Here is a 25,524-nt window from a genome sequence, read left to right as displayed (position 1 = left end):
TCCCTCAGACCCGGCGGCGCTTCGGCGGACGGCAACCGTTGTGCGGCTGCGGGGTGACGTCGGCGATCTGCCCGACCTCGAGGCCGGCGGCCTGGAGCGAGCGGATCGCGGTCTCGCGGCCGGAGCCGGGACCCTTCACGAAGACGTCGACCTTGCGCATGCCGTGCTCCATCGCCCGGCGAGCGGCGGCCTCGGCGGCCAGCTGCGCGGCGAACGGAGTCGACTTGCGGGAGCCCTTGAAGCCCACCTGGCCGGACGAGGCCCAGGAGATGACCGCACCAGTCGGGTCGGTGATCGACACGATGGTGTTGTTGAAGGTGCTCTTGATGTGCGCCTGCCCGTGGGCGACGTTCTTGCGTTCCTTGCGCCGGACCTTCTTGACGGCGGCCCCAGCGCGTGCCTTCGGTGGCATTAAGTCTCCTGCGCTTCTTGGTATCGCTTGGAGTAGTGGCGAGTCCGCACGGACCGCAACCACTAATTCCGTTTAGGCTTGTTACTTCCGACCCGGCTTCTTCTTACCAGCGACCGTGCGCTTCGGACCCTTGCGCGTACGCGCGTTGGTCCGGGTGCGCTGACCCCGCACGGGGAGGCCCCGGCGGTGGCGGATGCCGGCGTAGCAGCCGATTTCGACCTTGCGTCGGATGTCCGCGGCGACCTCGCGGCGAAGGTCACCTTCAACCTTGAAATTGGCCTCGATGTAGTCGCGGAGCTGGACCAGCTCCTCGTCCGTGAGGTCCTTGGCGCGCTTGTTCAGGTCAATGGCGGTAGCGGTCAGTGCCTCAGCGGCACGAGTACGACCGATCCCGTAGATGTAAGTGAGCGCGATCTCCATCCGCTTCTCGCGGGGAAGATCCACGCCGACGAGACGTGCCATAAGTGGGCGTACTCCTCGGATTCATTCGGAGGTCTGTGCCCCTCCCACCCCGTCTGCCCGGACGGGCCCTGGCCTCCGACCAGGGGTGAAGTCACATGTGACTCGGGACGAGCTTTGGTAATACGGATCTGGCAGCGAGGGCTCAGCCCTGGCGCTGCTTGTGGCGCGCGTCGGTCTTGCAGATGACCATGACGCGACCGTGCCGCCGGATGACCCGGCAGTTGTTGCAGATCCGCTTGACGCTCGGCTTGACCTTCACGGTTTGCCTTAACTCTCAGAACGGACGGGACTCCCCGCCCAGCTACTTGTAGCGGTAGACGATGCGTCCCCGGGTCAGGTCGTACGGCGACAGCTCGACGACGACTCGGTCCTCGGGAAGGATGCGGATGTAGTGCTGCCGCATCTTGCCTGAGATATGTGCAAGCACCTTGTGACCATTGGCGAGCTCCACGCGGAACATTGCGTTCGGCAGGGGCTCGATCACTCGGCCCTCGATCTCGATGGCTCCGTCTTTCTTAGGCATGTCCTCCGCTACCTGACACTGGGGTTCGGGGCTAGCATGCAACGTCATACCCGAGCGAGCTCGGACCAGCCGCGGCACCCGCCGCCCTCGAAGCGCTGAGGACATGCGGGAGTGGACGCTGCGCGCCAGCTAGCCAGTGTACGCGTGCGCTATCTCCACGCCAAACCGAGGTCGCCCTGACCCGAGGTCGGGTGTGTCGCCGGTCCGCAAACCGGACGAATCAGCCCTCGTCGGCAGGTTTCCTCGGCTTCGGCGCCAGGTCGCCCCGGGCCACCGCCTCCGCGATGAACGCCTTCCGCTGCTGCTTGCTCGGGTTCATCGGCAGCTCGCCGGTCGCGATCGCCTGCCGGTACAGCATCTTGCGCTCGTACCGGTGCTCCCGCAGTCGCCGGCGGTGCTCCGCCTCGAGCGCGTGCTTGCGCGGCTCGCCGGAGCCCAGGCCGCCGACGGTGCGCACCAGCAGCACCACGCCCCACGGCCCGAGGATCCAGACCGGCCAGTAGAACACCACCGGCTCGCTCGAGAAGATCCAGCCGAGCGCCCAGATCAGCGTGAAGAACGCGAGCGCCTTGCTCCAGGGCCCCCAGACGTGCCCGAGCCAGGCCCGGGTGAGCCCGTCGCGCTGCCCGATCGCTTCCAGCGAGGCCGCCTGCGGCGGTGCGGGGACGACAGGTGCGGCGTTCGGCAGGTCGGTCAGCAAACGGTCGAGATCGCCATAGGTCTTCGCCGCGTACGCGTCCCGCAGCCGCTCGTCGAATTCGGCGAGATCGAGCCGGCCCTCCTCCAGAGCCGCGCGCAGCTGGTCGGCGACCTGCTGACGGTCGGCGTCCGCGGCCCGCATCTGCTCCCGGCCCATGTCCTCAACCATGACAGCTCGCCTCAACGACGGCGACGACGATCTCTCTTGCCGCCGTCGCCGAACCACTGCCCGAATACGCCGAGGATCAGCGGGATCAACATCCAGACCGGCCAGAAGTACTGAAGGTGCCCCGAGCTGATGCTGGTGATCAGCCAGATCAGGGTGCAGACGAAGATGACGCCGGCGTACGGACCCACCCAGTTGGCCATCTGACGGCCCGTGGGACCTGGGGGGTTGACCGGTACACCGACGGGCGCCGCGGGGGCGGCAGGCTGGATCTGAGAATGCTGAACGGGCACCGTGCCGGGGAGGTCGTCCAGCAGACCGTCCAGATCGGCATAGGTCTTCGCCGCGTACGTCCGCTGCAGCCGCTCGTCGTACTCGCTGAGATCGAGCCGTCCCTCGTCGAGCGCCGCCTTGAGCTGTTCCGCGACCGCCTTGCGATCACTGTCGCCGGCCCGCATGTCCTCCCGCCCCATGCGTCACAGCATGCCTGACGGGCACCACCGAGACCAGGTTGGGTGTCACGCTTGCTTGGCGGTTACCAGATCTCCCAGGCGAGCGCGGCCGCCATCGACCGCGGTGGTCACCCAGACGCCGTCCTCGAGCAGGCACATGGTGTGCTCGACGTGCGCGGCCATCGACCGGTCCCGGGTGATCACGGTCCAGCCGTCGGAGAGCTCCACCGTCCGCGGCGAGCCCATCGTGATCATCGGCTCGATCGCGAGGCACAGGCCGGGCACCAGCTTGACGCCCTTGCCGGGCTTGCCGTGGTTGAGCACGTGCGGGTCCTGGTGCATCTCGGTGCCGATGCCGTGCCCGCCGTAACCGTCCACGATGCCGTACCGGCCGGCCTTGCGGACCGCCTTCTCCACGTTGAAGGAGATGTCGGTCAGCCGGCCCCGCCCGTTGGCGGCGCCGCGCGCGGCCGCCGCGATACCGGCCCACATCGCGTCCTCGGCCACCTCGGCCATCTTGAGCAGCGCCGGGTCGGTCTCGCCGACGCCCACCGTGATCGCCGAGTCGCCGTGCCAGCCCTCCAGGATGGCGCCGCAGTCCAGCGAGATCAGGTCGCCCTCGGCGAGCACCTGCTCGGGCCGCGGGATGCCGTGCACGACCTGCTCGTTGACCGAGGCACAGATCGAGGCCGGGAAGCCGTGGTAGCCCTTGAACGACGGAACGGCCCCGGCGTCGCGGATCACCTTTTCCGCGATGGCGTCGAGGTCGGCGGTGGAGACGCCGGGCGCGACCGCGTCCCGCATGGCGTCCAGCGCGGCGGCGACGACCAGGCCGGCGCCGCGCATCTTCTCGATCTGCTCGGGGGTCTTCAGCTGAATGTCCAGCTGGGGGCGGCGCATGTCAGCCCCCGTACGACCGCAGGGCGTCGATGGCGCGCACCGTGACGTCCTCGACCGGGCCGGTCGCGTCGATACCGACCAGCTTGCCCTGCGCACCGAAGAAGTCGACCAGCGGCGCCGTCTTCTCGGCGTACTCGACCAGCCGGTTGGCGATCGTCTCGGCCTTGTCGTCGTCCCGCTGGAACAGCTCCGACCCGCAGCGGTCGCAGATGTTCTCCTTGCTGGTCGGGTCGAACTCGACGTGCCAGATCTTGCCGCAGCCGCGGCAGGTCCGGCGGCCCGAGAGCCGCCGGATGACCTCGTCGTCGTCGACCACGAGCTCCATCACCAGGTCGAGCGCGGTGCCCAGGTCGGCCAGCAGCTTGTCCAGCGCGGACGCCTGCGGCACCGTGCGCGGGAAACCGTCGAGCAGGAAGCCGTCGCCGGCGTCGGGCTCGGCGAGCCGGTCCCGGACCATGTTGATGGTCACCTCGTCCGGAACCAGCTGCCCAGCGTCCATGTACCGCTTGGCCTCCACGCCCAGCGGCGTGCCCTGCGAGACGTTCGCCCGGAAGATGTCACCGGTCGAGATCTTCGGTACGGCCAGGTGCGCGGCGATGAACTCAGCCTGGGTCCCTTTGCCGGCCCCTGGAGGGCCCACCAGCACCAGCCGCACCTACATCGCCTCGCTTTGGTGAGTTGAGATCCCCGACGCGCGAGCCCCCCGGCTCCGCGTCGCCACTACCGGAGGAACCCTTCGTAGTTGCGCTGCATCAGCTGGCTCTCGATCTGCTTCACGGTCTCCAGACCCACACCGACCATGATCAGCACCGCCGTACCACCGAACGGGAAGTTCTGGTACTGCTGCTGGTTCAGCCAGATGAAGAAGAAGTTCGGCAGAACCGAGATGATGCCCAGGTACAGCGCGCCCGCGAGGGTGATCCGGCTGAGGATGAAGTCCAGGTAGTCGGCGGTCGGCCGACCGGGGCGGATGCCCGGCACGAAACCACCGTACTTCTTCATGTTGTCCGCGACCTCGGTCGGGTTGAACGTGATCGAGACGTAGAAGTACGTGAAGAAGATGATCAGCAGGAAGTAGACGCCGATGTAGAGCGTGCTCGTCGGGTCGGCGAGCCACTTCTGGATCCAGACCTGGTAACCCTTGAGGTTGTTCTGGTCGAAGAACTGCAGGTACAGCTGCGGCAGGTAGAGCAGCGAGGAGCCGAAGATCACCGGGACGACACCGGCCTGGTTGACCTTCAGCGGGATGTAGGTCGAGGTGCCGCCGTACATCCGGCGGCCGATCATGCGCTTCGCGTACTGCACGGGGATCCGGCGCTGCGCCTGCTCGATGAAGACCACGAGGCAGATGATGACCAGGACCAGGCCGATGACGAGCAGGAACTTGCCGACGCCGCTCGACTCCTTGATCGTCCAGCCCTCGCCGGGAAGGCGGGCCGCGATCGAGGTGAAGATCAGCACCGACATGCCGTTGCCGACACCGCGGTCGGTGATCAGCTCGCCGAGCCACATCACCACGCCGGTACCGGCGGTCATGGTCAGCACCAGGATGCTGAGCGTCAGCCACATCGGCAGCCCGGTGTTCTCCGGGATGATCTGCATCGTCGGGTCGCTCTGGTCACAGGCGTTGCCGAACAGCTGGCCGGTACGCGCCAGCGCCACGAACGCCGAGGACTGGAGGACCGCGAGGCCGAGCGTCAGGTAACGGGTGTACTGCGTGATCTTCGCCTGGCCGGACTGACCCTCCTTGCGGAGCTGCTCGAGCCGGGGGATCACGACCGTGAGCAGCTGCAGGATGATCGACGCGGTGATGTACGGCATGATGCCGAGCGCGAAGACCGACAGGTGGAGCAGCGCTCCACCGGAGAAGAGGTTCAGCAGGTTCAAGACACCGCCGCCGGCGTTGGCGTCGTTCACTGCCTTCAAACACGTCTGCACGTTGGTGTAGGAAACACCAGGGCTGGGCAAGGTGGCACCCAGCCGGTACAGCGCGATGATCGCGACTGTGAACAGCAGTTTCTTGCGCAGGTCAGGCGTCCGGAACGCACTGGTAAAGGCGGAGAGCAACTTCTTCCTCCTGCGCGAGGTTACCGCCGTGTCCGGCGGATGGGGGACGGCATCGGTCCGGACGACCGATATCCCTAGCTGGGAACGGACTCTAACAGTCTTGGAGCGGTGCAGTGAGTCACGGTAGGGCCCACTGCGGGTAGGCATCAACCGGCCGGGAGAAATGCCAGGTCAGACGCCACAAAGGGGATGCTGCCCGGGCGACGCGTTTCTCGGCGCCCGGGCGAGCACCCCCACAAGCCTCACAGCTCGGTGGCGGAACCACCGGCGGCTGCGATCTTCTCCTTGGCCGACTCGCTGAACGCGTGCGCCGAAATGGTCAGCGACACGCCACCCAGCTCGCCGGAGCCGAGAACCTTGACCGGCTGGCCCTTGCGGACCGCGCCGGCCTCGGCCAGCTCCACCGGACCGACCTCGCCGCCGTTGGGGAACAGCTCGGCGAGACGGTCCAGGTTCACGACCTGGAAGACGACCTTGTTGCGGGGCTTGTTCTTCAGCCCCTTGACCTTCGGCAGCCGCATGTGGATGGGCATCTGCCCACCCTCGAACGCCGCGCTGACGTTCTTGCGGGCGCCGGTGCCCTTGGTTCCGCGACCGGCGGTCTTGCCCTTCGAGCCCTCACCGCGACCCACACGGGTCTTCGCGGTCTTGGCTCCGGGCGCCGGGCGGAGGTGGTGGACCTTGATCGCCATTACTCGACCTCCTCAACACTCACGAGGTGGTTCACGGCGAAGATCATGCCCCGAATCTCGGGGCGGTCCTCCTTGACCACCACATCGTTGATCCGCTTCAGCCCGAGCGACCGCAGGGAGTCCCGCTGGTTCTGCTTACGGCCGATACCGGACCGGATCTGGGTGACCTTCAAGCGAGCCATCAGTGCACCGCCGCTTCCGCCCGCGCCGCCAGCATTGCCGCCGGCGCCACGTCCTCGACCGGCAGGCCACGGCGGGCCGCGACCTGCTCCGGCGACTCGAGGCCCTTCAGCGCGGCCACGGTCGCGTGCACGATGTTGATCGGGTTCGACGAACCGAGGCTCTTGGAGAGCACGTCGTGGATGCCCGCGCACTCCAGCACGGCACGCACCGGGCCACCGGCGATGACGCCGGTACCGGCGGAGGCCGGCTTGAGCAGCACGACGCCCGCCGCGGCCTCACCGGTGATCGGGTGCGGAATGGTCGCACCGATCCGCGGAACCTTGAAGAAGTGCTTCTTGGCCTCCTCGACGCCCTTGGCGATGGCCGCGGGCACCTCCTTGGCCTTTCCGTAGCCGATGCCGACGGTGCCGTCGCCGTCGCCCACGATCACCAGAGCGGTGAAGCTGAAGCGACGACCACCCTTGACGACCTTGGCGACACGGTTGATCGCGACGACCCGCTCGAGATGCGGGGTCTTCTCGACGGGCGCGTTGCCGCGGCCGCCCTCACGGCGGTTGTCCCTGCGGTTGCCACCCTCGGTGTTACCGCCGGACCCGCCGCCTCGGCGCTGCTGACCAGGCATTGGTCAATTCCTCCTAGAACTCGAGTCCGGCTTCGCGGGCGGCGGCAGCCAGCGCGGCGATCCGCCCCGCGTACTTGTTGCCACCGCGGTCGAAGACGACCTTGGACACGCCCGCGGACTTGGCCCGCTCGGCGAGGAGCGCGCCGACCTTGCCGGCCAGGGCGCTCTTGTCACCCTCGGTGCCACGCACGGAGGCGTCGAGGGTGGAGGCCGAAACCAGCGTGTGGCCCTTGAGGTCGTCGATGATCTGCGCGGAGATGTGCCGCGAGGACCGGGTGACGACCAGACGGGGACGCTCGGCGGTGCCGCGGACGTTCTTGCGGACCCGGAAGTGCCGACGCGCCTTCCCCACGGCACGCTTGGCGGCGACACCGCCGCCGTTGCGGCGCTTGAGCAGCGTGGCGGTCACTTCTTACCTGCCTTTCCAGCCTTGCGGCGGATGACCTCGCCCTGGTACTTGACGCCCTTGCCCTTGTACGGCTCCGGCGGGCGGATCTTCCGGATGTTGGCGGCGACCTCACCGACCAGCTGCTTGTCGATGCCGGCGACCGTGAACTGCGTCGGCCGCTCCACCGAGAAGGTGATGCCGGCCGGCGGGACCACGTTGACCGGGTGCGAGAAGCCCAGGGCGAACTCGAGGTCCTTGCCCTTGGCGGTCACGCGGTAACCGGTGCCGTTGATCTCGAGCGTCTTCTTGTAGCCCTCGGTGACGCCGACGATCATGTTGGCGACCAGGGTACGCGAGAGACCGTGCAGCTCTTTGGCCTTGCGCTCGTCGTTGGGGCGGTTGACGTGCAACTCGGCACCCTCGCGCTCGACCGTGATCGGCGCGGCGACGGTGTGCGAGAGCTCGCCCTTGGGGCCCTTGACCTTGACGGTCTGGCCCGTGATGGTGACGTCGACGCCGGCCGGGACCGGGATCGACTTACGTCCGATTCGCGACATGTCTGAGTCTCCAGTTACCAGACGAAGGCGAGGACTTCCCCGCCAACGCTCCGCTTGCGGGCCTGCTTGTCGGTCAGCAGCCCCTGGGACGTCGAAATGATCGCGACGCCCAGGCCGCCGAGCACCCGGGGGAGCCCGTCGGACTTGGCGTAAACCCGGAGGCCGGGCTTGGACACGCGCTTGATGCCGGCGAGGCTGCGCTCGCGGTTCTGGCCGTACTTGAGCTCAACGACCAGACGCCTGCCGACGGCGCCTTCCTCGGGCTCCTCAGCCGACCAGGAGGCGATGTAACCCTCGGCCTTGAGGACCTCGGCGATGTTCGCCTTGATCTTCGAGAAGGGCATGGTCACCTTGTCGTGGTACGCCTGGTTGGCGTTACGCAGACGCGTGAGCATGTCTGCGATCGGGTCCGTCATCGTCATGGGTATTCGTCAACCTTTCTCGCCGGGGTTCCCGTTGGCCGGGCCTACGGCGAAGCGGTGAAGCAACTCCGCCTTTAGTCCGCTTTTGGGCGGCGGGCGGGGCGGTTGGATGGGGTTACCAGGAGGCCTTGGACACGCCGGGCAGCTCACCGCGGTGAGCCATGTCCCGCACGCAAACCCGGCACAGGCCGAACTTGCGGTAGACCGAGTGCGGGCGACCGCACTTCTGGCAGCGGGTGTAAGCACGCACAGCGAACTTCGGCTTCGCGGCAGCCTTCAGGATCAGCGCCTTCTTAGCCATACTCAGTTCTCCTTGAACGGGAAGCCCAGGAGCTTCAGCAGCGCCCGGCCCTCGTCGTCGGTGTCGGCCGTGGTGACCACCGTGATGTCCATGCCTCGCGGCCGGTCGATCCGATCCTGATCGATCTCGTGGAACACCGACTGCTCGGTCAGGCCGAACGTGTAGTTGCCGTGGCCGTCCAGCTTCTTGCCGTCCAGGCCGCGGAAGTCACGGATACGCGGCAGCGCGATGGACAGCAGCCGGTCCAGGAACTCCCACATCCGGTCGTTGCGCAGGGTGACCTTCGCGCCGATCGGCATGCCCTCACGCAGCTTGAACTGCGCGATGGACTTGGTCGCACGCCGCACCAGCGGCTTCTGACCGGTGATGGTGGTCAGGTCACGGACGGCGCCGTCGATCAGCTTGGCGTCCCGGGCGGCCTCGCCCACACCCATGTTCACGACGACCTTGACCAGGCCGGGAACCTGCATGGGGTTGCCGTACTTGTACTGCTCCTGAAGCGCGGCAATCACCTCGCCGCGGTACTTCTGCTTCAGGCGCGGCAGCGTCTTGGTCTCGGTAGCGGCGGTCATCAGAGTTCCTTACCGGTCGTACGTGCGATGCGGACCTTCTGGCCGTTCTCGTCGATCCGGTAGCCGATCCGGGTCGGCTTGCCCTGGTCATCCAAGATCTGCACGTTGGAGATGTGGATCGCGGCTTCCTGGGTCACGATGCCGCCGGTCTTGGACCCGCGCTGCGTCGTGCGGATGCGCTCGTGCTTCTTGACGCGGTTGACGCCCTCGACGAGGATCTTGTCCTGCCGCGGGTAGGCCGCGATGACCTTGCCCTTGGCGCCCTTGTCCTTGCCGGCGATGACGACGACCGTGTCGCCCTTCTTGATCTTCACGGTCAGAGCACCTCCGGCGCCAGGCTGATGATCTTCATGAACCGCTTGTCACGCAGCTCGCGGCCGACCGGGCCGAAGATGCGGGTACCGCGGGGGTCCCCACCGTCCTTGATGATGACGGCGGCGTTCTCGTCGAAGCGGATGTACGAGCCGTCCGGGCGCCGCCGCTCCTTGCTGGTGCGAACGATGACCGCCTTGACGACGTCACCCTTCTTCACACCGGCGCCGGGGATGGCGTCCTTGACGGTGGCCACGATGACGTCGCCGATGCTCGCGTAACGGCGGCCGGAGCCACCGAGCACCCGGATGCACAGAATCTCACGCGCACCCGTGTTGTCGGCGACACGCAGTCGCGACTCCTGCTGGATCACTGGGGTCTCCTATGTCTGCCAGTTCTTCGTCATCATTCGGCGAAGCTTGGCGGAACGATGGTCCGTCGGGCCGGCCGGAGACCGGCCCGACGCACTCACTTGGCCTTTTCGAGGATCTCCACGACCCGCCACCGCTTGGTGGCGGAGAGCGGACGGGTCTCCATCAGGAGGACCCGGTCGCCGATACCGCACGCGTTCTGCTCGTCGTGCACCTTGAGCTTGCGGGTGCGCCGCAGAACCTTGCCGTAGAGGGCGTGCTTGACGCGGTCCTCGACCTCGACGACGACCGTCTTGTCCATCTTGTCGCTGACCACCAGGCCCTCGCGAACCTTGCGGGTCGCGCGAACCGGGGTCGTGCTCTCGTCACTCATGCGGTCACCTCATCCGGCGCAACCGAGAGCCCCAGCTCGCGTTCACGCATGATCGTGTAGATCTTCGCGATGTCCTTGCGGACGACCTGGAGCCGACGGTGATTGTCGAGCTGCCCGGTCGCGCCCTGCACGCGAAGGTTGAACAGCTCCGCCTTGGCCTCCCGCAGACGCGAAACCAGCTCCTCTTCGGAGAGTTCGCGCAGCTCGGCTGCCTTAACGCCCGCTGCCATCAGCTTTCACCCACTTCGCGCGTAACGATGCGGCACTTCATCGGGAGCTTGTGGATCGCACGGCGCATCGCCTCGCGCGCGATCGTCTCGTTCGGGAACGACATCTCGAAGAGAATGCGTCCCGGCTTGACGTTCGCCACCCACCACTCGGGAGAGCCCTTGCCGGAACCCATCCGGGTCTCGGCCGGCTTCTTGGTCAGGGCCTGGTCCGGGAAGACCGAGATCCAGACCTTGCCGCCACGCTTGATGTGACGGGTCATCGCGATACGAGCCGACTCGATCTGCCGGTTGGTCACGTACGCGGGCTCCAGCGCCTGAATACCGAACTCGCCGAAGACGACCCGGTTGCCGCCCTTGGACGCGCCGTGGCGGTCCGGGTGGTGCGGCTTGCGGAAGCCCTTCGGGGGCTTACGCGGCATCAGCATGGGTCAGCCCTCCTGCTGCGTTTCGGCCGCGGCCGGAGCAGCGGCGCCATCGTTCTGGGGCGCGGTGTTCTGCGGGGCGGCGTTCGCCGCGGCGGCCTGCTGCTGGGCAGCGCGGCCGGCCTCGGTCCCACCGGCGGTCGTGCCGGACGAGCCGGAACGGCCACGGCGCGGACGCTCGGGGCGGTCCCCGCGGTCCCGGCGCGGACGCGCGGGAGCCTCGGTGACGGCCTCGCGACCCGGCACAGCGTCGCCCTTGTAGATCCAGACCTTCACGCCGATGCGGCCGAACGTGGTACGGGCCTCGAAGAAGCCGTACTCGATGTTGGCCCGCAGCGTGTGCAGCGGAACGCGACCCTCACGGTAGAACTCCGTGCGGCTCATCTCCGCGCCGCCGAGACGGCCGGAGACCTGCACCCGGATGCCCTTGCAGATCGGGTTCTTCATGGCCGACTGCATGGCCTTGCGCATCGCGCGCCGGAAGCTGACCCGGGAGGACAGCTGCTCGGCGACACCCTGCGCGACCAGCTGAGCGTCCGACTCGGGGCTCTTCACCTCGAGGATGTTCAGCTGGACCTGCTTGCCGGTGAGCTTCTCGAGCTCGCCGCGGATGCGGTCCGCCTCGGCGCCCTTGCGGCCGATCACGATGCCCGGACGGGCGGTGTGGATGTCCACGCGGACCCGGTCACGGGTGCGCTCGATGTCGACCTTGGAGATGCCGGCGCGCTCGAGGCCCTTGGACATCATGCGGCGGATCTTGACGTCCTCGCCGATGTAGTCCTTGTAGAGCTTGTCCGCGAACCAGCGGCTCTTCCAATCGGTGGAGATACCGAGCCGGAATCCGGTGGGGTGAACTTTCTGGCCCATTACTCGGACTCCTCCGTGTTCTCGGGCTCAACGGCCGGCGCAGCCTTCTTGGCCGGCGCGGCCTTCTTCGCGGCGGCCGCCTTCTTGGCGGGCCGTGCGACCTGGACCGCCTCGACGGCGATCGTGATGTGGCAGGTGCGCTTGCGGATCCGGTACGCCCGGCCCTGCGCCCGCGGACGGAACCGCTTGAGCGTCGGGCCCTCGTCGACGAACGCCTCGCTGACGAGGAGGGCGTCGGGGTCCAGCCGCTCGTTGTTCTCGGCGTTCGCGATCGCGCTGGCCAGCACCTTGTAGACCTGCTCGCTGGCGGCCTGCGGCGCGAACTGCAGGACGGTGAGCGCCTCCTTCGCGGGCAGACCGCGGACGAGGTTGACCACCCGGCGCGCCTTGTTCGGCGAGATGCGCACGTGCCGCGCAACCGCCCGCGCGCCCGGAAGCACCGGAGCGTCGCCCTTCGTTGGCATCGCTGTAGCTCCTAAATCCTCTGATCCGTGAATCTGTTAGCGGCGGCGGCTCTTGCGGTCGTCCTTCTCGTGACCCTTGAACGTGCGGGTCAGAGCGAACTCACCGAGCTTGTGCCCGACCATGGCCTCGGTGATGAACACCGGGACGTGCTTGCGTCCGTCGTGCACGGCGATCGTGTGCCCGAGCATGTCGGGGATGATCGTCGAGCGCCGCGACCAGGTCTTGATGACGTTCTTCGAGTTCTTCTCGTTCTGGACTTCCACCTTCTTGAGCAGGTGGTCGTCGACGAACGGGCCCTTCTTCAGGCTACGAGGCATCTTCTTCTACTCCCGTTACCCGCGCTTGCGGGTGGCGTAGCGGCGGCGAACGATCAGCTTGTCGCTCTCCTGGCCCTTGCGGCGGGTACGGCCCTCCGGCTTACCAGCCGGGTTGACCGGGTGGCGACCACCGGAGGTCTTGCCCTCACCACCACCGTGCGGGTGGTCGATCGGGTTCATGGCGACACCGCGGACGGTCGGGCGCTTGCCCTTCCAGCGCATCCGGCCGGCCTTGCCCCAGTTGATGTTCGACTGCTCGGCATTGCCGATCTCGCCGACCGTGGCACGGCAGCGGATGTCGACCCGGCGGATCTCACCGGAGGGCATACGCAGCGTGGCGTACGCGCCCTCACGGCCGAGCAGCTGGATACCGACACCGGCCGAGCGGGCCAGCTTGGCGCCACCGCCGGGACGAAGCTCCACACCGTGGACCGTCGTACCGACCGGGATGTTGCGCAGGGGCAGGTTGTTCCCCGGCTTGATGTCCGCGCCCGGGCCCGACTCCACCGCGTCGCCCTGGTTCAGGTCCTTGGGGGCGAGGATGTAGCGCTTCTCGCCGTCCGCGTAGTGCAGCAGCGCGATGCGGGAGGTGCGGTTCGGGTCGTATTCGATGTGCGCGACCTTGGCCGGCACGCCGTCCTTGTCCACCCGCTTGAAGTCGATCAGCCGGTACTGCCGCTTGTGACCGCCGCCCTGGTGCCGGGTGGTGATCCGGCCGTGGACGTTGCGGCCGCCCTTCTTGGGCAGCGGAACCAGCAGAGACTTCTCCGGCGTGGACCGGGTGATCTCGGCGAAGTCGGCGACGCTGGAGCCGCGACGGCCCGGCGTGGTCGGCTTGTACTTACGGATAGCCATTGTTTTACAACCCCTTAGCTGACCGGGCCGCCGAAGGCCTCGATACGGTCACCGTCAGCCAGCTTGACCATCGCGCGCTTGGTCGCCTTGCGCTGACCGAAGCCCGTCCGGGTGCGCTTGCGCTTGCCCTCGCGGTTCGCGGTGTTCACCGTCAGCACGCGCACGTTGAAGATCTGCTGGATCGCGATCTTGATCTGGGTCTTGTTCGCGTCCGGGTCGACGAGGAACGTGTACCAGTTCTGGTCGAGAACGCTGTAGCTCTTCTCGGAGACGACGGGCGCGATGATGACGTCGCGCGGGTCGGAGATCGTGGTCACTTGTCGCCCTCCTCGGAGGCCTCGGCCGGCACGCCCAGGAACTCGTCGAGAGCGTCCTTGGTGAAGACCACCTCATCGGCGACCAGCACGTCGTACGTGTTCAGCTGACCGGCCTCGATCAGGTGCACGGTGACCTCGTTGCGCAGCGAGAGCCAGTTCAGCTCGTCGGTGCTGCTGAGGACGACCAGGACCTTCTTCGACTCGGTCGCCTTGCGCAGGGTCGCGATCGCGGCCTTGGTCGACGGCTTCTCGCCGGCGACGAACGCCTCGACCACGTGCACGCGGCCGTCGCGGGCCCGGTCGGAGAGGGCGCCACGCAGGGCGGCGGCCTTCATCTTCTTGGGGGTCCGCTGGGAGTAGTCGCGCGGCACTGGACCGTGCACGACGCCACCACCGGTGAACTGCGGCGCGCGGATCGAGCCCTGGCGGGCGCGACCGGTGCCCTTCTGCTTGTAGGGCTTCTTGCCGCCACCGGCGACCTCGCCCCGGGTCTTGGCCTTCGCCGTGCCCTGACGCGCGGCCGCGAGCTGGGCCACGACGACCTGGTGCATCAGCGGGATGTTCGCCTGCACGTCGAAGATGTCGCCGGGCAGCTCGACCGAGCCGGCCTTGTTGCCCTCGGCGTTGATCACGTCAACCGAGCTCACTTGGCACCGCCCTTCTTGGCCGCGGTACGGACCAGGATCAGCGCGCCCTTGGGACCGGGCACAGCACCCTTGACCAGCAGCAGGTTGTTCTCGGTGTCCACCGCCTGCACCGTCAGGTTCTGCACGGTGAAGCGCTTGCTGCCCATGCGGCCCGCCATCCGGACGCCCTTGAAGACGCGGCCCGGGGTGGCGCAGGCGCCGATCGAGCCGGGCGAGCGGTGCTTGCGCTCGACACCGTGGCTCGACTTGAGGCCGTGGAAGCCGTGCCGCTTCATGACACCGGCATAGCCCTTGCCCTTGGTCTTGCCGGTCACGTCGACCGGGGCGCCGACCGGGAAGGAGTCGACGGTGACCTCCTGGCCGAGCTCGTACTCGCCGGCGTCGGTGGTGCGCAGCTCCACGAGGTGGCGCCGCGGCGACACACCGGCCTTGGCGTAGTGACCGCTCTCCGGCTTGTTGACCTTGCGCGGGTCAATCTTGCCGAACGCCAGCTGGACGGCGCTGTAGCCATCCTTGTCATCGGTACGGACCTGGGTCACGACACAAGGGCCGGCCTGCACCACGGTCACCGGGACGACTTTGTTGTTGTCCCAGACCTGGGTCATGCCGAGCTTGGCGCCCAGGATCCCCTTAACTTGCCTGTCCATTAGTCCGGATCCCTACAGCTTGATCTCGATGTCGACGCCAGCCGGAAGGTCGAGGCGCATGAGCGAGTCGACCGTCTTCGGAGTCGGGTCGATGATGTCGATCAGACGCTTGTGCGTGCGCATCTCGAAGTGCTCGCGCGAGTCCTTGTACTTGTGCGGCGAACGGATCACGCAGAAACGGTTGATCTCCGTGGGCAGCGGCACCGGGCCAGCAACCTGCGCCCCGGTACGCGTCACCGTCTCCACGATCTTCCGCGCCGAGGAGTCGACGACCTCGTGGTCGTAGGCCTTGAGCCGGATGCGGATCTTCTGTCCCGCCATGGTGGCTTCTGTTTCCTTCTCTCGATGCCGCTACGTACGAAAGCGGTGGCTCTCGTATGCCCGCAGGACCCTTGATCCTGCGTTGTCCGACCCCCGCGGTCGGGCGTGTCGCGCCTGCTGTCGCTATGCAGCCTTTATCAAACAACTCGATCACGGGGATCTGAGGTGCCGGGCGGGCCAAAAACACCCCCGGACACCCGGCGAGGGTGGCTGGCAACCTAACGGCACCAACCACCCCGCGCGGACGCAACCTGACTAGTATGCCGGATTGTCTCCGACAACGCTAATCGGGGTACTGATCAGGCGTTGATCTTCGTGACCGTGCCGGCGCCGACGGTGCGGCCACCCTCACGGATCGCGAACTTCAGGCCCTGCTCCATGGCGATCGGCTGGATCAGCTTGACCGACATGGTGGTGGAGTCGCCGGGCATGACCATCTCGGTGCCCTCGGGCAGCGTGACGACGCCGGTGACGTCCGTGGTGCGGAAGTAGAACTGCGGGCGGTAGTTCTGGAAGAACGGGGTGTGCCGGCCGCCCTCCTCCTTGGAGAGGATGTAGACCTGGCCCTCGAACTCCGTGTGCGGGGTCGTGGTGCCCGGCTTGATGACGACCATGCCGCGCTCGACGTCCTCGCGCTTGATGCCACGCAGCAGCAGACCGACGTTCTCACCCGCGCGGGCCTCGTCGAGCAGCTTGCGGAACATCTCGATGCCGGTGCAAACGGTCTTGGTCGACTTCTCGCGGATACCCACGATCTCGACCTCCTCGTTCGGCTTGAGGATGCCGCGCTCGGCCCGGCCGGTGACGACCGTGCCACGACCGGTGATCGTGAACACGTCCTCGATCGGCATGAGGAACGGCTTGTCGGTGTCGCGCTCCGGCTGCGGAATCGCGGTGTCGACCGCGTTCATCAGCTCGAGCAGACGCTCGGTCCACTCCTTGTCGCCCTCGAGAGCCTTGAGCGCCGAGACGCGCACGACCGGCACGTCGTCGCCCGGGAACTCGTAGGTGCTGAGCAGCTCGCGAACCTCGAGCTCGACGAGCTCCAGGAGCTCCTCGTCCTCGACCATGTCCGACTTGTTCAGCGCCACGACGATGTACGGAACGCCGACCTGGCGGGCCAGGAGCACGTGCTCCTTGGTCTGCGGCATCGGGCCGTCGGTCGCGGCGACCACCAGGATCGCGCCGTCCATCTGGGCGGCACCGGTGATCATGTTCTTGATGTAGTCGGCGTGGCCGGGGCAGTCCACGTGCGCGTAGTGGCGCGCCGCGGTCTGGTACTCGACGTGCGCGATCGAGATCGTGATGCCGCGGGCCTTCTCCTCCGGCGCCTTGTCGATCTCGTCGAACGGGGTGTACGGGTTGAGGTCCGGGTACTGGTCGTGCAGGACCTTGGTGATGGCCGCAGTCAGCGTCGTCTTACCGTGGTCGATGTGACCAATGGTGCCGATGTTGACGTGCGGCTTAGTCCGCTCGAACTTCGCCTTCGCCACTGGTGTCCTCCTGTGGACTGATCATTACTTTGCCCGGCACGCCCGATAAGGCGACTGGGACTCTGTCGACTGCTCGCGCGCGTGCGGATCTCGACGACCCGCACGCGCCTCAACGCTAAAGACTGAGGAACGCGCCGGTGGCCTTCACTGCGCCACCTTTGCTCACCTCCGGGTGCCCTCCGCGCCGCGCTTCATACTTCGCGCGATGCTCAGGCACCCGTCGCTTTCGCGATGATCTCCTTCGCGACGTTCTGCGGAACCTCGGCGTAGGAGTCGAACTGCATGCTGTAGCTGGCCCGGCCGGCAGTCTTCGACCGGAGGTCGCCGACGTAGCCGAACATCTCGGACAGCGGGACCAGCGCCTTGACCACCCGGGCCCCGGAGCGCTCCTCCATCGACTGGATGATGCCACGGCGGGAGTTGAGGTCGCCGATCACGTCGCCCATGTTGTCCTCGGGGGTGGTGACCTCCACGGACATCATCGGCTCCAGCAGCGCGGGGTCGGCCTTGCGGGCCACTTCCTTCATTGCCATGGAGCCGGCGATCTTGAACGCCATCTCGGACGAGTCGACCTCGTGGTACTGGCCGTCGACGAGCGTGAACTTGACGCCGACCAGGGGGTAACCGGCGAGGACGCCGTACTGCATGGAGTCCTGCGCGCCCGCGTCCACCGAGGGGATGAACTCCTTGGGGATGCGGCCACCGCTTACCGCGTTGACGAACTCGTACGTCGGGCCGTCCGCCGCGAGCGGCAGCGGCTCGACGTTGACGACGACCTTCGCGTACTGGCCCGAACCACCGGTCTGCTTCTTGTGGACGTACGTGTGCTTCTCCACGCTTCCGCGGATCGTCTCGCGGTACGCCACCTGCGGCTTGCCGATGTTGGCCTCGACGTTGAACTCGCGGCGCATGCGGTCCACCAGGATGTCCAGGTGGAGCTCGCCCATGCCGGCGATGATCGTCTGACCGGTCTCCTCGTCGTTGAAGACCCGGAACGTCGGGTCCTCCTCGGCGAGGCGCTGGATCGCGGTGCCCAGCTTCTCCTGGTCCGACTTGGTCTTCGGCTCGATGGCGACCTGGATGACCGGCTCCGGGAAGGTCATCGACTCCAGGATGACCGGGTTGGCCGGGTCGCTGAGCGTGTCGCCGGTGGTGGTCTGCTTGAGACCCTGCACGGCGATGATGTCGCCGGCCTGCGCGGCGGCGCGCTCCTCACGCTTGTTCGCGTGCATCTGGTAGATCTTGCCGATCCGCTCCTTGCGGTCCTTGGTGGAGTTGACCACCTGGGAGCCGGACTCGAGCGTGCCGGAGTAGACCCGCACGTAGGTGAGCTTGCCGAGGTGCTTGTCGGTCTGGATCTTGAAGGCCAGCGCCGAGAACGGCTCGGTGTTGGAGGGCTTGCGCTGCAGCGGCGTCTCGCCGTCGGTCGCGGTGCCCTCGATGGCCGGGATGTCCAGCGGCGACGGCAGGTAGTCGATCACGGCGTCGAGCATGGGCTGAACGCCCTTGTTCTTGAACGCCGAACCGCACAGCACCGGGTTCGCCTTGCTCGCGATCGTGGCGCGCCGGATGGCGGCCTTGATCTCGTCCTGCGAGAGCTCCTCGCCCTCGAGGTACTTCAGCATGACGTCGTCATCCACGTCGGCGAGCGTCTCGATGAGCTTCTCGCGCCACTCGGTGGCGGAGGCGACCAGGTCGGCCGGGATCTCCTCGACCGCGTAGTCGTCGCCCTTCTGGGTCTCGCCGCGCCAGGTGAGCGCGCGCATGCCGATCAGGTCGACGACGCCGATGTGGTTGCCCTCGAGGCCGATCGGGATCTGCAGGACGAGCGGCGTGGCGTTCAGCCGGTCGATCATCATCTGCACGCAGCGGAAGAAGTCCGCGCCGGTCCGGTCGAGCTTGTTGACGAAGCACATCCGGGGAACGTGGTACTTGTCCGCCTGCCGCCAGACGTTCTCGGTCTGCGGCTCCACGCCGGCCACACCGTCGTAGACCGCGACCGCGCCGTCGAGCACGCGCAGCGACCGCTCGACCTCGACCGTGAAGTCGACGTGGCCGGGCGTGTCGATGATCTGGATCGTGTGACCCTTCCACTCGCACTTGGTGGCGGCGGAAGTGATCGTGATACCGCGCTCCTGCTCCTGCTCCATCCAGTCCATGACGGCAGCGCCCTCGTGGACCTCACCGATCTTGTACGTGATACCGGTGTAGAACAGGATTCGCTCGGTGGTCGTGGTCTTACCAGCATCGATGTGCGCCATGATGCCGATGTTGCGTACGTTGGCGAGCGCGTCTGCGGCGGCCACTTCAATCCCTACTTTTCTTCGTCGTCGTCTCGTGAACCGGCACGACTTGCCGTGTGGCCCGGCGATCGCCGGGCCGGCGGCGGGGTCTTACCAGCGGTAGTGCGCGAAGGCCTTGTTGGACTCCGCCATCTTGTGGGTGTCCTCACGCCGCTTGACGGCGGCGCCGAGGCCGTTGCTGGCGTCGAGCAGCTCGTTCTGGAGGCGCTCGATCATGGTCTTCTCACGGCGGGCCTTGGAGTACTGGACCAGCCAGCGCAGACCGAGCGTGGTCTGCCGCGGGGTGCGAACCTCGACCGGCACCTGGTAGGTCGCGCCACCGACGCGGCGGCTGCGGACCTCGAGGGTCGGCTTGACGTTGTCCATCGCGCGCTTGAGCGTCACGACCGGGTCGGTGCCGCTCTTCTCCCGGCAACCCTCGAGCGCGCCGTACACGATGCGCTCGGCCAGCTGGCGCTTGCCACCGATCAGGATCTTGTTGATCAGCTGCGTGACCAGCGGGGAGTTGTAAACCGGGTCCGCGACCACTGGGTGGCGCGGAGCGGGGCCCTTACGCGGCATGTCAGCTCTTCTCCTTCTTCGCGCCGTAACGGCTGCGGGCCTGCTTGCGGTTGCGGACACCCTGGGTGTCCAGCGAACCGCGGACGATCTTGTAGCGGACGCCGGGGAGGTCCTTCACACGGCCGCCGCGCACGAGCACGATCGAGTGCTCCTGCAGGTTGTGGCCGACACCCGGGATGTACGCCGTCACCTCGATCTGGCTGCTGAGCTTCACACGAGCGACCTTGCGCAGCGCAGAGTTCGGCTTCTTGGGGGTGGTGGTGTACACGCGCGTGCACACGCCGCGCCGCTGGGGACTTCCCTTCAGCGCCGGCGTCTTGGTCTTGCTCGTCTTCGCCTGGCGGCCCTTGCGGACCAGCTGCTGGATCGTGGGCACCGGGTTTCTCCGCTCCCTTCGGCCGCGTCTTCTCGCGGCCGCACCGTCTCGTTATGCCTCTGTGTGCCGGATGCTCCGGCACCCGCGGTCGGGCGTGTCGTCCGGCTCACGGTCCCGCCACGCGTGGTTACGCGCACCGGGTCTTGTCTGTGTCGTCGTCCCGTCAAAGCGGAACGGCGATCCTCGGCGTGCTTATTACCCCGTCCTTGTTGTCGACTCGGGCGCACGCACGAGTTGCCCGGGCAAGCCCGGGCACGGAGGGAAAGAGTACCCACCACAAGCAGCCAGGTCAAAATCGACGAGGTCTAGCGACGGATATCTCCGATACAAGTGTACCGGGTGTCCTGGGACGGCACTGCGGCGGTGCCGGATACTCAGGCTCCGGAAGATGAGAACTGCAACACCAGTGACAACGCGAGACCCGCGAGGGCAATTCCCGCGCCCGCGGATCCACACGAGATCCCCGCCGTCGCGATGCCCCGGCCGGTGAAGCGCACCTGACCCGTACGGCCGGAATTGCGGATCTGTCTACGGGCGACCAGGCCCACGATGATCGCGCCGACGCCCGCGATCACGCTGAGCAGTGTGAACGCGCCGGCGACCAGCGCGCCCCAGCCGCCGTTCGCCCCCGCCAGGCCGAAGCAGAAGACGATCAGCGACACCAGGATCGCCGCGATGCCCGCCACCAGGGATCCGATCGCCATGCCCGAGGTGATCGGCTCGACCCGCAGCTGCACCAGCCCGAACTCGGTGCCCGGCACCACGTCGACCCGCTCGGGCTGCCAGCGGCCGTTGGGCGGCGGGGGCGGCACGGGCGCCATCGGATACGGCTGCTGGCTCATGAGACGAGGATGTCACCCGTACGAGGCAAGGCGCGACCCGCCTAGTCGGTGCCGGGCGCGAAGTCGGGGCCGGACGGCGACGAGGCCAGATGCAGCAGGCCGGCGATGGTGGCCACGACGAGCGTCGCCAGGGCCAGCACGATGCCCGCCCAGGCCAGCCTGCGCCCGCGGCGGATCCACGCCGACCCGGTGAGGTACCCCTTGGCCGCGTACGCGTCACGGGCCGCCTGGCGGGCCAGCAGCAGGGCCACGGTGGCTGGAATCACACCACCTACGAAAGCCCCGCTCAGAAAGCCCACGAGGCCCAGGGCGAAGACCGCCCGCGCCTTCGTCGAGGGCGCCGGATCGGGATCCAGGGGGTGGCGCGCGGGCGGCGCGTCGGCGGCGGCGGGGACGGTCACCACCCCATCTTAGGAACGAGAATGGGCGGCCGCGCAGCGCGCGACCGCCCATACCTCATGCAACCGTCAGCGGTACGACCCGAAGTCGAAGTCGTCCAGCGGCACAGCCTGCCCGCTGGCCGGCCCGAAGCCGTAGTCCGTCTCCGGGTACCCGGTCATCGAGTACACCTTGGCCTTGGCCTCCTCGGTCGGCTCGACCCGGATGTTGCGGTACTTGCTGATGCCCGTACCGGCCGGGATGAGCTTGCCGATGATGACGTTCTCCTTGAGGCCGACGAGCGAGTCGCTGCGCGAGTTGATCGCCGCGTCGGTCAGCACCCGGGTGGTCTCCTGGAAGGAGGCCGCCGAGAGCCAGGAGTCGGTGGCCAGCGAGGCCTTGGTGATACCCATCAGCACGGGACGACCGGCGGCGGGCTCGCCGCCCTCGCCGACGAGCCGGCGGTTCTCCGACTCGAACAGCGCCCGGTCGACCAGCACGCCCGGCAGGAACTCCGCCGCGCCCGAGTCGATGACCGTCACGCGCTTGAGCATCTGGCGAATGATGATCTCGATGTGCTTGTCGTGGATGAGCACGCCCTGCGAGCGGTAGACCTCCTGGACCTCCTGGGTCAGGTGGACCTGGACCGCCCGCGGACCCATGATCCGCAGAAGCTCGTGCGGGTCGATGGTGCCCTCGGTCAGCTTCTCGCCGACGCCGACGTGGTCGCCGTCGTGGGCGCGGAGCTTGACGCGCTTGGAGATCTTGTCGTACACGATCTCCTCGCTGCCGTCGTCCGGCACCACGATGATCTTCCGCGAGCGCTCGCCGTCCTCGATGCGGATGCGTCCCGGGGTGTCGGCGATGGGCGCCTTGCCCTTGGGCACGCGGGCCTCGAAGATCTCCTGCACACGCGGCAGACCCTGAGTGATGTCCTCACCCGCGACACCACCGGTGTGGAAGGTACGCATCGTCAGCTGCGTGCCCGGCTCACCGATGGACTGGGCCGCGATGATGCCGACCGCCTCGCCGATGTCGACGCCCTTGCCGGTCGGCAGCGAGCGGCCGTAGCAGGCCGCGCACACGCCGAGCTTCGACTCACAGGTCAGCACGCTGCGCACCCGGACGTTCTCGACGCCCGCGGCGACCAGCTGGTCGACCAGGATCGAGTTGAGGTCCGAGCCACGCGGCACGACCATGTTGCCGTTGGCGTCCTTGATGTCGTCCGCCAGCGTACGGGCGTGCACGCCGGTCTCGGCGTGCACGTGCACGACCAGAGAGCCGTCGGCCTCGCGGTCCGCCACCTGCATCGGGATCGCGCGGTCGGTGCCGCAGTCCTCCTCGCGGATGATGACGTCCTGCGAGACGTCCACCAGACGCCGGGTCAGGTAACCCGAGTCGGCGGTACGCAGCGCGGTGTCGGCCAGACCCTTCCGGGCGCCGTGCGTGGAGATGAAGTACTCCAGCACGGTGAGACCCTCGCGGTACGACGACGTGATCGGCCGCGGGATGATCTCACCCTTGGGGTTGGCCACCAGGCCACGGATCGCGGCGATCTGCCGGAGCTGCAGCAGGTTACCGCGGGCGCCCGAGTTGATCATCACCCAGAGCGGGTTCTCCTGCGGGAGAGCCGTCGACATCTCGGCGGCGATCTCGTTGGTCGCCTTGGTCCAGATCTCGATGAGCTCGCCGCGACGCTCCTCGGCGGTCATGAGACCACGCTGGTACTGCTTGTCGATCCGGTCCGCCTCGACCTGGTAGCGCTGCAGGATCTCCGGCTTGCGCGGGGGGCCGATGACGTCGCCCATGCCGATCGTCACACCGGACCAGGTGGCCCAGTGGAAGCCGGCCTCCTTGAGCGCGTCCAGGGTCGCCGCGAGGGCGACCTTGGGGAAGCGCTCGGCGAGGTCGTTGACGATCGCCGACAGCTGACCCTTGCGGATCTCGTAGTTGACGAACCGGTACCCCGGCGGGAGCGTCTCGTTGAACAGGACGCGGCCCAGCGTGGTCTCGACGAGAAGCGGCTCGCCCTCGGTCCAGTCCTCCGGCGCCTCCCACTTCGCGCCCTTGGCACCGTTGTCGACGCCGACCACCTCGCGAAGACGGATCTTCACGTTGGCCTGCAGGTGCAGCTCGCCATTGTCGAAGGCCATCCGCGCCTCGGCGTCCGACGAGAACACCCGGCCCTCACCCTTCGCGCCCGCGGTCTGGTGCGTCAGGTAGTAGAGACCGATGACCATGTCCTGGGTAGGCATGGTGACCGGCTTGCCGTCGGCCGGCTTGAGGATGTTGTTGGACGAGAGCATCAGGATCCGGGCCTCGGCCTGCGCCTCGGCCGACAGCGGCACGTGCACCGCCATCTGGTCACCGTCGAAGTCGGCGTTGAACGCCGTGCAGACGAGCGGGTGGATCTGGATCGCCTTGCCCTCGACCAGCTGCGGCTCGAAGGCCTGGATGCCCAGCCGGTGCAGGGTCGGCGCGCGGTTCAGCAGCACGGGGTGCTCGCTGATGACCTCCTCCAGGACGTCCCACACGACCGGCCGCTGACGCTCGACCATCCGCTTGGCCGACTTGATGTTCTGCGCGTGGTTCAGGTCGACCAGGCGCTTCATCACGAACGGCTTGAACAGCTCCAGCGCCATCTGCTTGGGCAGGCCGCACTGGTGCAGCTTGAGCCGCGGGCCGACGACGATGACCGAACGGCCGGAGTAGTCGACGCGCTTGCCCAGCAGGTTCTGACGGAACCGGCCCTGCTTGCCCTTGAGCATGTCGGACAGCGACTTGAGCGGGCGGTTACCCGGGCCGGTGACCGGCCGGCCGCGGCGGCCGTTGTCGAACAGCGCGTCGACGGCCTCCTGCAGCATCCGCTTCTCGTTGTTGACGATGATCTCGGGCGCACCCAGGTCGATCAGGCGCTTGAGACGGTTGTTCCGGTTGATGACCCGGCGGTACAGGTCGTTCAGGTCGCTGGTCGCGAAGCGGCCACCGTCGAGCTGCACCATCGGGCGCAGGTCCGGCGGGATGACCGGGACGCAGTCGAGCACCATGCCCAGCGGCGAGTTCCGGGTGTTGAGGAACGCGGCGACGACCTTGAGCCGCTTGAGAGCACGGATCTTCCGCTGGCCCTTACCGCTGCGGATGATCTCCCGCAGGTTCTCGGCCTCGGCGTCCAGGTCCATGTTCTGCAGCAGGGCCTTGATCGCCTCGGCGCCCATGCCACCGGTGAAGTACTCACCGAAGCGGTCCCGCAGCTCGCGGTAGAGCAGCTCGTCGGTGACCAGCTGCTTGGAGTCGAGCTTGCGGAAGGTGTCGAGCACCTCGTCCAGGCGGTCGATCTCGCGCTGCGCCTTGTCGCGGATCTGGCGCATCTCGCGCTCGCCGGCCTCCTTGACCTTGCGGCGCACGTCCGCCTTGGCGCCCTCGGCCTCGAGCTCCGAGAGGTCCTGCTCGAGCTTCGCGGCCCGCTTCTCGATCTCCGAGTCACGGCCGTTCTCGGACTGGCGCTTCTCGGCGAAGATCTCGTTCTCGATCGTGCTCATGTCACGGTGACGCGACTCGGCGTCAACGCTCGTGATCACGTACGAGGCGAAGTAAATGATCTTCTCGAGGTCCTTCGGTGCCAGGTCGAGCAGGTAACCCAGCCGGCTCGGCACACCCTTGAAGTACCAGATGTGCGTGACCGACGCGGCCAGCTCGATGTGGCCCATGCGCTCACGGCGGACCTTGGACCGGGTCACCTCGACGCCGCAGCGCTCACAGATGATGCCCTTGAACCGGACCCGCTTGTACTTGCCGCAGTAGCACTCCCAGTCCCGCTGCGGACCGAAGATCTTCTCGCAGAAGAGTCCGTCCTTCTCGGGCTTGAGGGTGCGGTAGTTGATCGTCTCGGGCTTCTTGACCTCGCCGTGCGACCACTGCCGGATGTCGTCGGCGGTCGCCAGGCCGATACGCAACTCGTCGAAGAAGTTGACGTCGAGCACTTGGACTATCCCTCGTGTTTCGTTGCTCG

37 protein-coding genes are annotated in these 25,524 nt (G+C 67.3%); all 37 read right to left on the bottom strand.

Annotated elements, in window-relative coordinates; genetic code table 11:
* Positions 1-4: 4 nt before the first annotated feature.
* The 37 genes from rpsK to ACQPZX_RS03735 all read right to left on the bottom strand — a co-directional run bounded on the left by rpsK (position 5) and on the right by ACQPZX_RS03735 (position 25,495).
* Positions 5-412, bottom strand: a complete 408-nt coding sequence (gene rpsK / locus ACQPZX_RS03915; protein ID WP_020513613.1) for a 30S ribosomal protein S11 — start codon at positions 410-412, stop codon at positions 5-7.
* Positions 413-493: 81 nt separating this feature from the next.
* Entirely contained in the window at positions 494-874 is a 381-nt protein-coding gene (gene rpsM / locus ACQPZX_RS03910) for a 30S ribosomal protein S13 (protein ID WP_433374393.1), read from the bottom strand.
* 142 nt (positions 875-1,016) lie between these two features.
* On the bottom strand, positions 1,017-1,133 hold the full coding sequence (rpmJ, locus tag ACQPZX_RS03905; RefSeq protein WP_015619018.1) for a 50S ribosomal protein L36: 117 nt from the start codon (positions 1,131-1,133) through the stop codon (positions 1,017-1,019).
* Positions 1,134-1,175: 42 nt separating this feature from the next.
* Positions 1,176-1,397 (bottom strand): translation initiation factor IF-1, encoded by a 222-nt coding sequence (gene infA / locus ACQPZX_RS03900; RefSeq protein ID WP_007073013.1) that lies wholly within the window; start codon positions 1,395-1,397, stop codon positions 1,176-1,178.
* A 220-nt stretch (positions 1,398-1,617) separates the two neighbouring features.
* Positions 1,618-2,265, bottom strand: coding sequence for a DUF1707 SHOCT-like domain-containing protein (locus ACQPZX_RS03895; protein ID WP_433374390.1), 648 nt, complete (start codon positions 2,263-2,265; stop codon positions 1,618-1,620).
* Positions 2,266-2,276: 11 nt separating this feature from the next.
* Entirely contained in the window at positions 2,277-2,735 is a 459-nt protein-coding gene (locus ACQPZX_RS03890; RefSeq protein ID WP_433374387.1) for a DUF1707 SHOCT-like domain-containing protein, read from the bottom strand.
* A gap of 45 nt (positions 2,736-2,780) precedes the next feature.
* Complete coding sequence (map, locus tag ACQPZX_RS03885) at positions 2,781-3,614, bottom strand: type I methionyl aminopeptidase (protein WP_433374385.1); 834 nt, start codon at positions 3,612-3,614, stop codon at positions 2,781-2,783.
* A gap of 1 nt (position 3,615) precedes the next feature.
* Positions 3,616-4,269 carry an adenylate kinase gene (locus tag ACQPZX_RS03880; RefSeq protein WP_020513606.1) on the bottom strand — a complete coding sequence of 218 codons (654 nt, stop codon included), beginning with the start codon at positions 4,267-4,269 and terminating at the stop codon, positions 3,616-3,618.
* 65 nt (positions 4,270-4,334) lie between these two features.
* Positions 4,335-5,681 (bottom strand): preprotein translocase subunit SecY, encoded by a 1,347-nt coding sequence (gene secY, locus ACQPZX_RS03875; RefSeq protein ID WP_433374382.1) that lies wholly within the window; start codon positions 5,679-5,681, stop codon positions 4,335-4,337.
* Between the two features lie 242 nt (positions 5,682-5,923).
* The gene (gene rplO, locus ACQPZX_RS03870; protein ID WP_433374380.1) at positions 5,924-6,373 is read right to left on the bottom strand and encodes a 50S ribosomal protein L15; all 450 of its coding nucleotides are present in this window, start codon (positions 6,371-6,373) and stop codon (positions 5,924-5,926) included.
* On the bottom strand, positions 6,373-6,555 hold the full coding sequence (gene rpmD, locus ACQPZX_RS03865) for a 50S ribosomal protein L30 (protein WP_378965204.1): 183 nt from the start codon (positions 6,553-6,555) through the stop codon (positions 6,373-6,375). Before rpmD ends, rplO begins: the two co-directional genes overlap by 1 nt.
* Entirely contained in the window at positions 6,555-7,178 is a 624-nt protein-coding gene (gene rpsE, locus ACQPZX_RS03860; protein ID WP_433374377.1) for a 30S ribosomal protein S5, read from the bottom strand. Before rpsE ends, rpmD begins: the two co-directional genes overlap by 1 nt.
* Positions 7,179-7,191: 13 nt before the next feature.
* Positions 7,192-7,587, bottom strand: a complete 396-nt coding sequence (gene rplR, locus ACQPZX_RS03855; protein ID WP_433374375.1) for a 50S ribosomal protein L18 — start codon at positions 7,585-7,587, stop codon at positions 7,192-7,194.
* Positions 7,584-8,123, bottom strand: a complete 540-nt coding sequence (rplF, locus tag ACQPZX_RS03850; protein WP_433374372.1) for a 50S ribosomal protein L6 — start codon at positions 8,121-8,123, stop codon at positions 7,584-7,586. The genes rplR and rplF overlap by 4 nt, the downstream gene beginning before the upstream one ends.
* Before the next feature lie 14 nt (positions 8,124-8,137).
* A complete protein-coding gene (rpsH, locus tag ACQPZX_RS03845) occupies positions 8,138-8,545 on the bottom strand; it encodes a 30S ribosomal protein S8 (protein ID WP_433374369.1) in 408 nt (135 codons plus the stop codon).
* 115 nt (positions 8,546-8,660) lie between these two features.
* The gene (locus ACQPZX_RS03840; protein ID WP_020513598.1) at positions 8,661-8,846 is read right to left on the bottom strand and encodes a type Z 30S ribosomal protein S14; all 186 of its coding nucleotides are present in this window, start codon (positions 8,844-8,846) and stop codon (positions 8,661-8,663) included.
* A 2-nt stretch (positions 8,847-8,848) separates the two neighbouring features.
* On the bottom strand, positions 8,849-9,418 hold the full coding sequence (gene rplE, locus ACQPZX_RS03835; RefSeq protein WP_433374366.1) for a 50S ribosomal protein L5: 570 nt from the start codon (positions 9,416-9,418) through the stop codon (positions 8,849-8,851).
* Entirely contained in the window at positions 9,418-9,738 is a 321-nt protein-coding gene (gene rplX / locus ACQPZX_RS03830) for a 50S ribosomal protein L24 (protein ID WP_433385011.1), read from the bottom strand. The genes rplE and rplX overlap by 1 nt, the downstream gene beginning before the upstream one ends.
* The gene (gene rplN, locus ACQPZX_RS03825; protein ID WP_014687766.1) at positions 9,735-10,103 is read right to left on the bottom strand and encodes a 50S ribosomal protein L14; all 369 of its coding nucleotides are present in this window, start codon (positions 10,101-10,103) and stop codon (positions 9,735-9,737) included. Before rplN ends, rplX begins: the two co-directional genes overlap by 4 nt.
* Positions 10,104-10,198: 95 nt before the next feature.
* Positions 10,199-10,474, bottom strand: coding sequence for a 30S ribosomal protein S17 (rpsQ, locus tag ACQPZX_RS03820; RefSeq protein ID WP_030436513.1), 276 nt, complete (start codon positions 10,472-10,474; stop codon positions 10,199-10,201).
* Positions 10,471-10,704 carry a 50S ribosomal protein L29 gene (rpmC, locus tag ACQPZX_RS03815; protein ID WP_433374362.1) on the bottom strand — a complete coding sequence of 78 codons (234 nt, stop codon included), beginning with the start codon at positions 10,702-10,704 and terminating at the stop codon, positions 10,471-10,473. Before rpmC ends, rpsQ begins: the two co-directional genes overlap by 4 nt.
* Complete coding sequence (gene rplP, locus ACQPZX_RS03810; RefSeq protein ID WP_020513593.1) at positions 10,704-11,129, bottom strand: 50S ribosomal protein L16; 426 nt, start codon at positions 11,127-11,129, stop codon at positions 10,704-10,706. Before rplP ends, rpmC begins: the two co-directional genes overlap by 1 nt.
* A 3-nt stretch (positions 11,130-11,132) precedes the next feature.
* A complete protein-coding gene (gene rpsC, locus ACQPZX_RS03805; protein WP_433374359.1) occupies positions 11,133-11,993 on the bottom strand; it encodes a 30S ribosomal protein S3 in 861 nt (286 codons plus the stop codon).
* Positions 11,993-12,457, bottom strand: coding sequence for a 50S ribosomal protein L22 (rplV, locus tag ACQPZX_RS03800; protein ID WP_433374356.1), 465 nt, complete (start codon positions 12,455-12,457; stop codon positions 11,993-11,995). The genes rpsC and rplV overlap by 1 nt, the downstream gene beginning before the upstream one ends.
* Before the next feature lie 36 nt (positions 12,458-12,493).
* On the bottom strand, positions 12,494-12,775 hold the full coding sequence (rpsS, locus tag ACQPZX_RS03795; protein ID WP_020513590.1) for a 30S ribosomal protein S19: 282 nt from the start codon (positions 12,773-12,775) through the stop codon (positions 12,494-12,496).
* Between the two features lie 15 nt (positions 12,776-12,790).
* The gene (rplB, locus tag ACQPZX_RS03790; RefSeq protein WP_020513589.1) at positions 12,791-13,630 is read right to left on the bottom strand and encodes a 50S ribosomal protein L2; all 840 of its coding nucleotides are present in this window, start codon (positions 13,628-13,630) and stop codon (positions 12,791-12,793) included.
* A gap of 14 nt (positions 13,631-13,644) precedes the next feature.
* Positions 13,645-13,947, bottom strand: a complete 303-nt coding sequence (rplW, locus tag ACQPZX_RS03785) for a 50S ribosomal protein L23 (RefSeq protein ID WP_433374353.1) — start codon at positions 13,945-13,947, stop codon at positions 13,645-13,647.
* Entirely contained in the window at positions 13,944-14,594 is a 651-nt protein-coding gene (gene rplD, locus ACQPZX_RS03780) for a 50S ribosomal protein L4 (RefSeq protein ID WP_433374350.1), read from the bottom strand. Before rplD ends, rplW begins: the two co-directional genes overlap by 4 nt.
* Positions 14,591-15,241, bottom strand: a complete 651-nt coding sequence (gene rplC, locus ACQPZX_RS03775) for a 50S ribosomal protein L3 (protein WP_433374347.1) — start codon at positions 15,239-15,241, stop codon at positions 14,591-14,593. Before rplC ends, rplD begins: the two co-directional genes overlap by 4 nt.
* 12 nt (positions 15,242-15,253) lie before the next feature.
* A complete protein-coding gene (gene rpsJ / locus ACQPZX_RS03770) occupies positions 15,254-15,562 on the bottom strand; it encodes a 30S ribosomal protein S10 (RefSeq protein ID WP_007073037.1) in 309 nt (102 codons plus the stop codon).
* A gap of 299 nt (positions 15,563-15,861) precedes the next feature.
* On the bottom strand, positions 15,862-17,055 hold the full coding sequence (tuf, locus tag ACQPZX_RS03765; protein WP_433374344.1) for an elongation factor Tu: 1,194 nt from the start codon (positions 17,053-17,055) through the stop codon (positions 15,862-15,864).
* Between the two features lie 209 nt (positions 17,056-17,264).
* Entirely contained in the window at positions 17,265-19,361 is a 2,097-nt protein-coding gene (fusA, locus tag ACQPZX_RS03760) for an elongation factor G (RefSeq protein ID WP_433374341.1), read from the bottom strand.
* Positions 19,362-19,448: 87 nt separating this feature from the next.
* Positions 19,449-19,919: a 30S ribosomal protein S7 gene (gene rpsG / locus ACQPZX_RS03755; protein ID WP_020513583.1), complete on the bottom strand. Its 471-nt coding sequence runs from the start codon at positions 19,917-19,919 to the stop codon at positions 19,449-19,451.
* A 1-nt stretch (position 19,920) separates the two neighbouring features.
* Positions 19,921-20,295: a 30S ribosomal protein S12 gene (gene rpsL / locus ACQPZX_RS03750; protein WP_014440718.1), complete on the bottom strand. Its 375-nt coding sequence runs from the start codon at positions 20,293-20,295 to the stop codon at positions 19,921-19,923.
* A gap of 374 nt (positions 20,296-20,669) precedes the next feature.
* Entirely contained in the window at positions 20,670-21,137 is a 468-nt protein-coding gene (locus tag ACQPZX_RS03745; protein WP_433374338.1) for a hypothetical protein, read from the bottom strand.
* Between the two features lie 41 nt (positions 21,138-21,178).
* Complete coding sequence (locus ACQPZX_RS03740; RefSeq protein WP_433374335.1) at positions 21,179-21,541, bottom strand: hypothetical protein; 363 nt, start codon at positions 21,539-21,541, stop codon at positions 21,179-21,181.
* A gap of 63 nt (positions 21,542-21,604) precedes the next feature.
* A complete protein-coding gene (locus ACQPZX_RS03735; RefSeq protein WP_433374333.1) occupies positions 21,605-25,495 on the bottom strand; it encodes a DNA-directed RNA polymerase subunit beta' in 3,891 nt (1,296 codons plus the stop codon).
* Between the last annotated feature and the right edge of the window lie 29 nt (positions 25,496-25,524).

The organism is Actinoplanes sp. CA-142083 (assembly GCF_050942195.1).
Taxonomy (GTDB): Bacteria; Actinomycetota; Actinomycetes; order Mycobacteriales; family Micromonosporaceae; genus Actinoplanes.
Note: the sequence above shows the minus strand (reverse complement) of the source record. Positions and strands in the feature narration are given on the sequence as shown.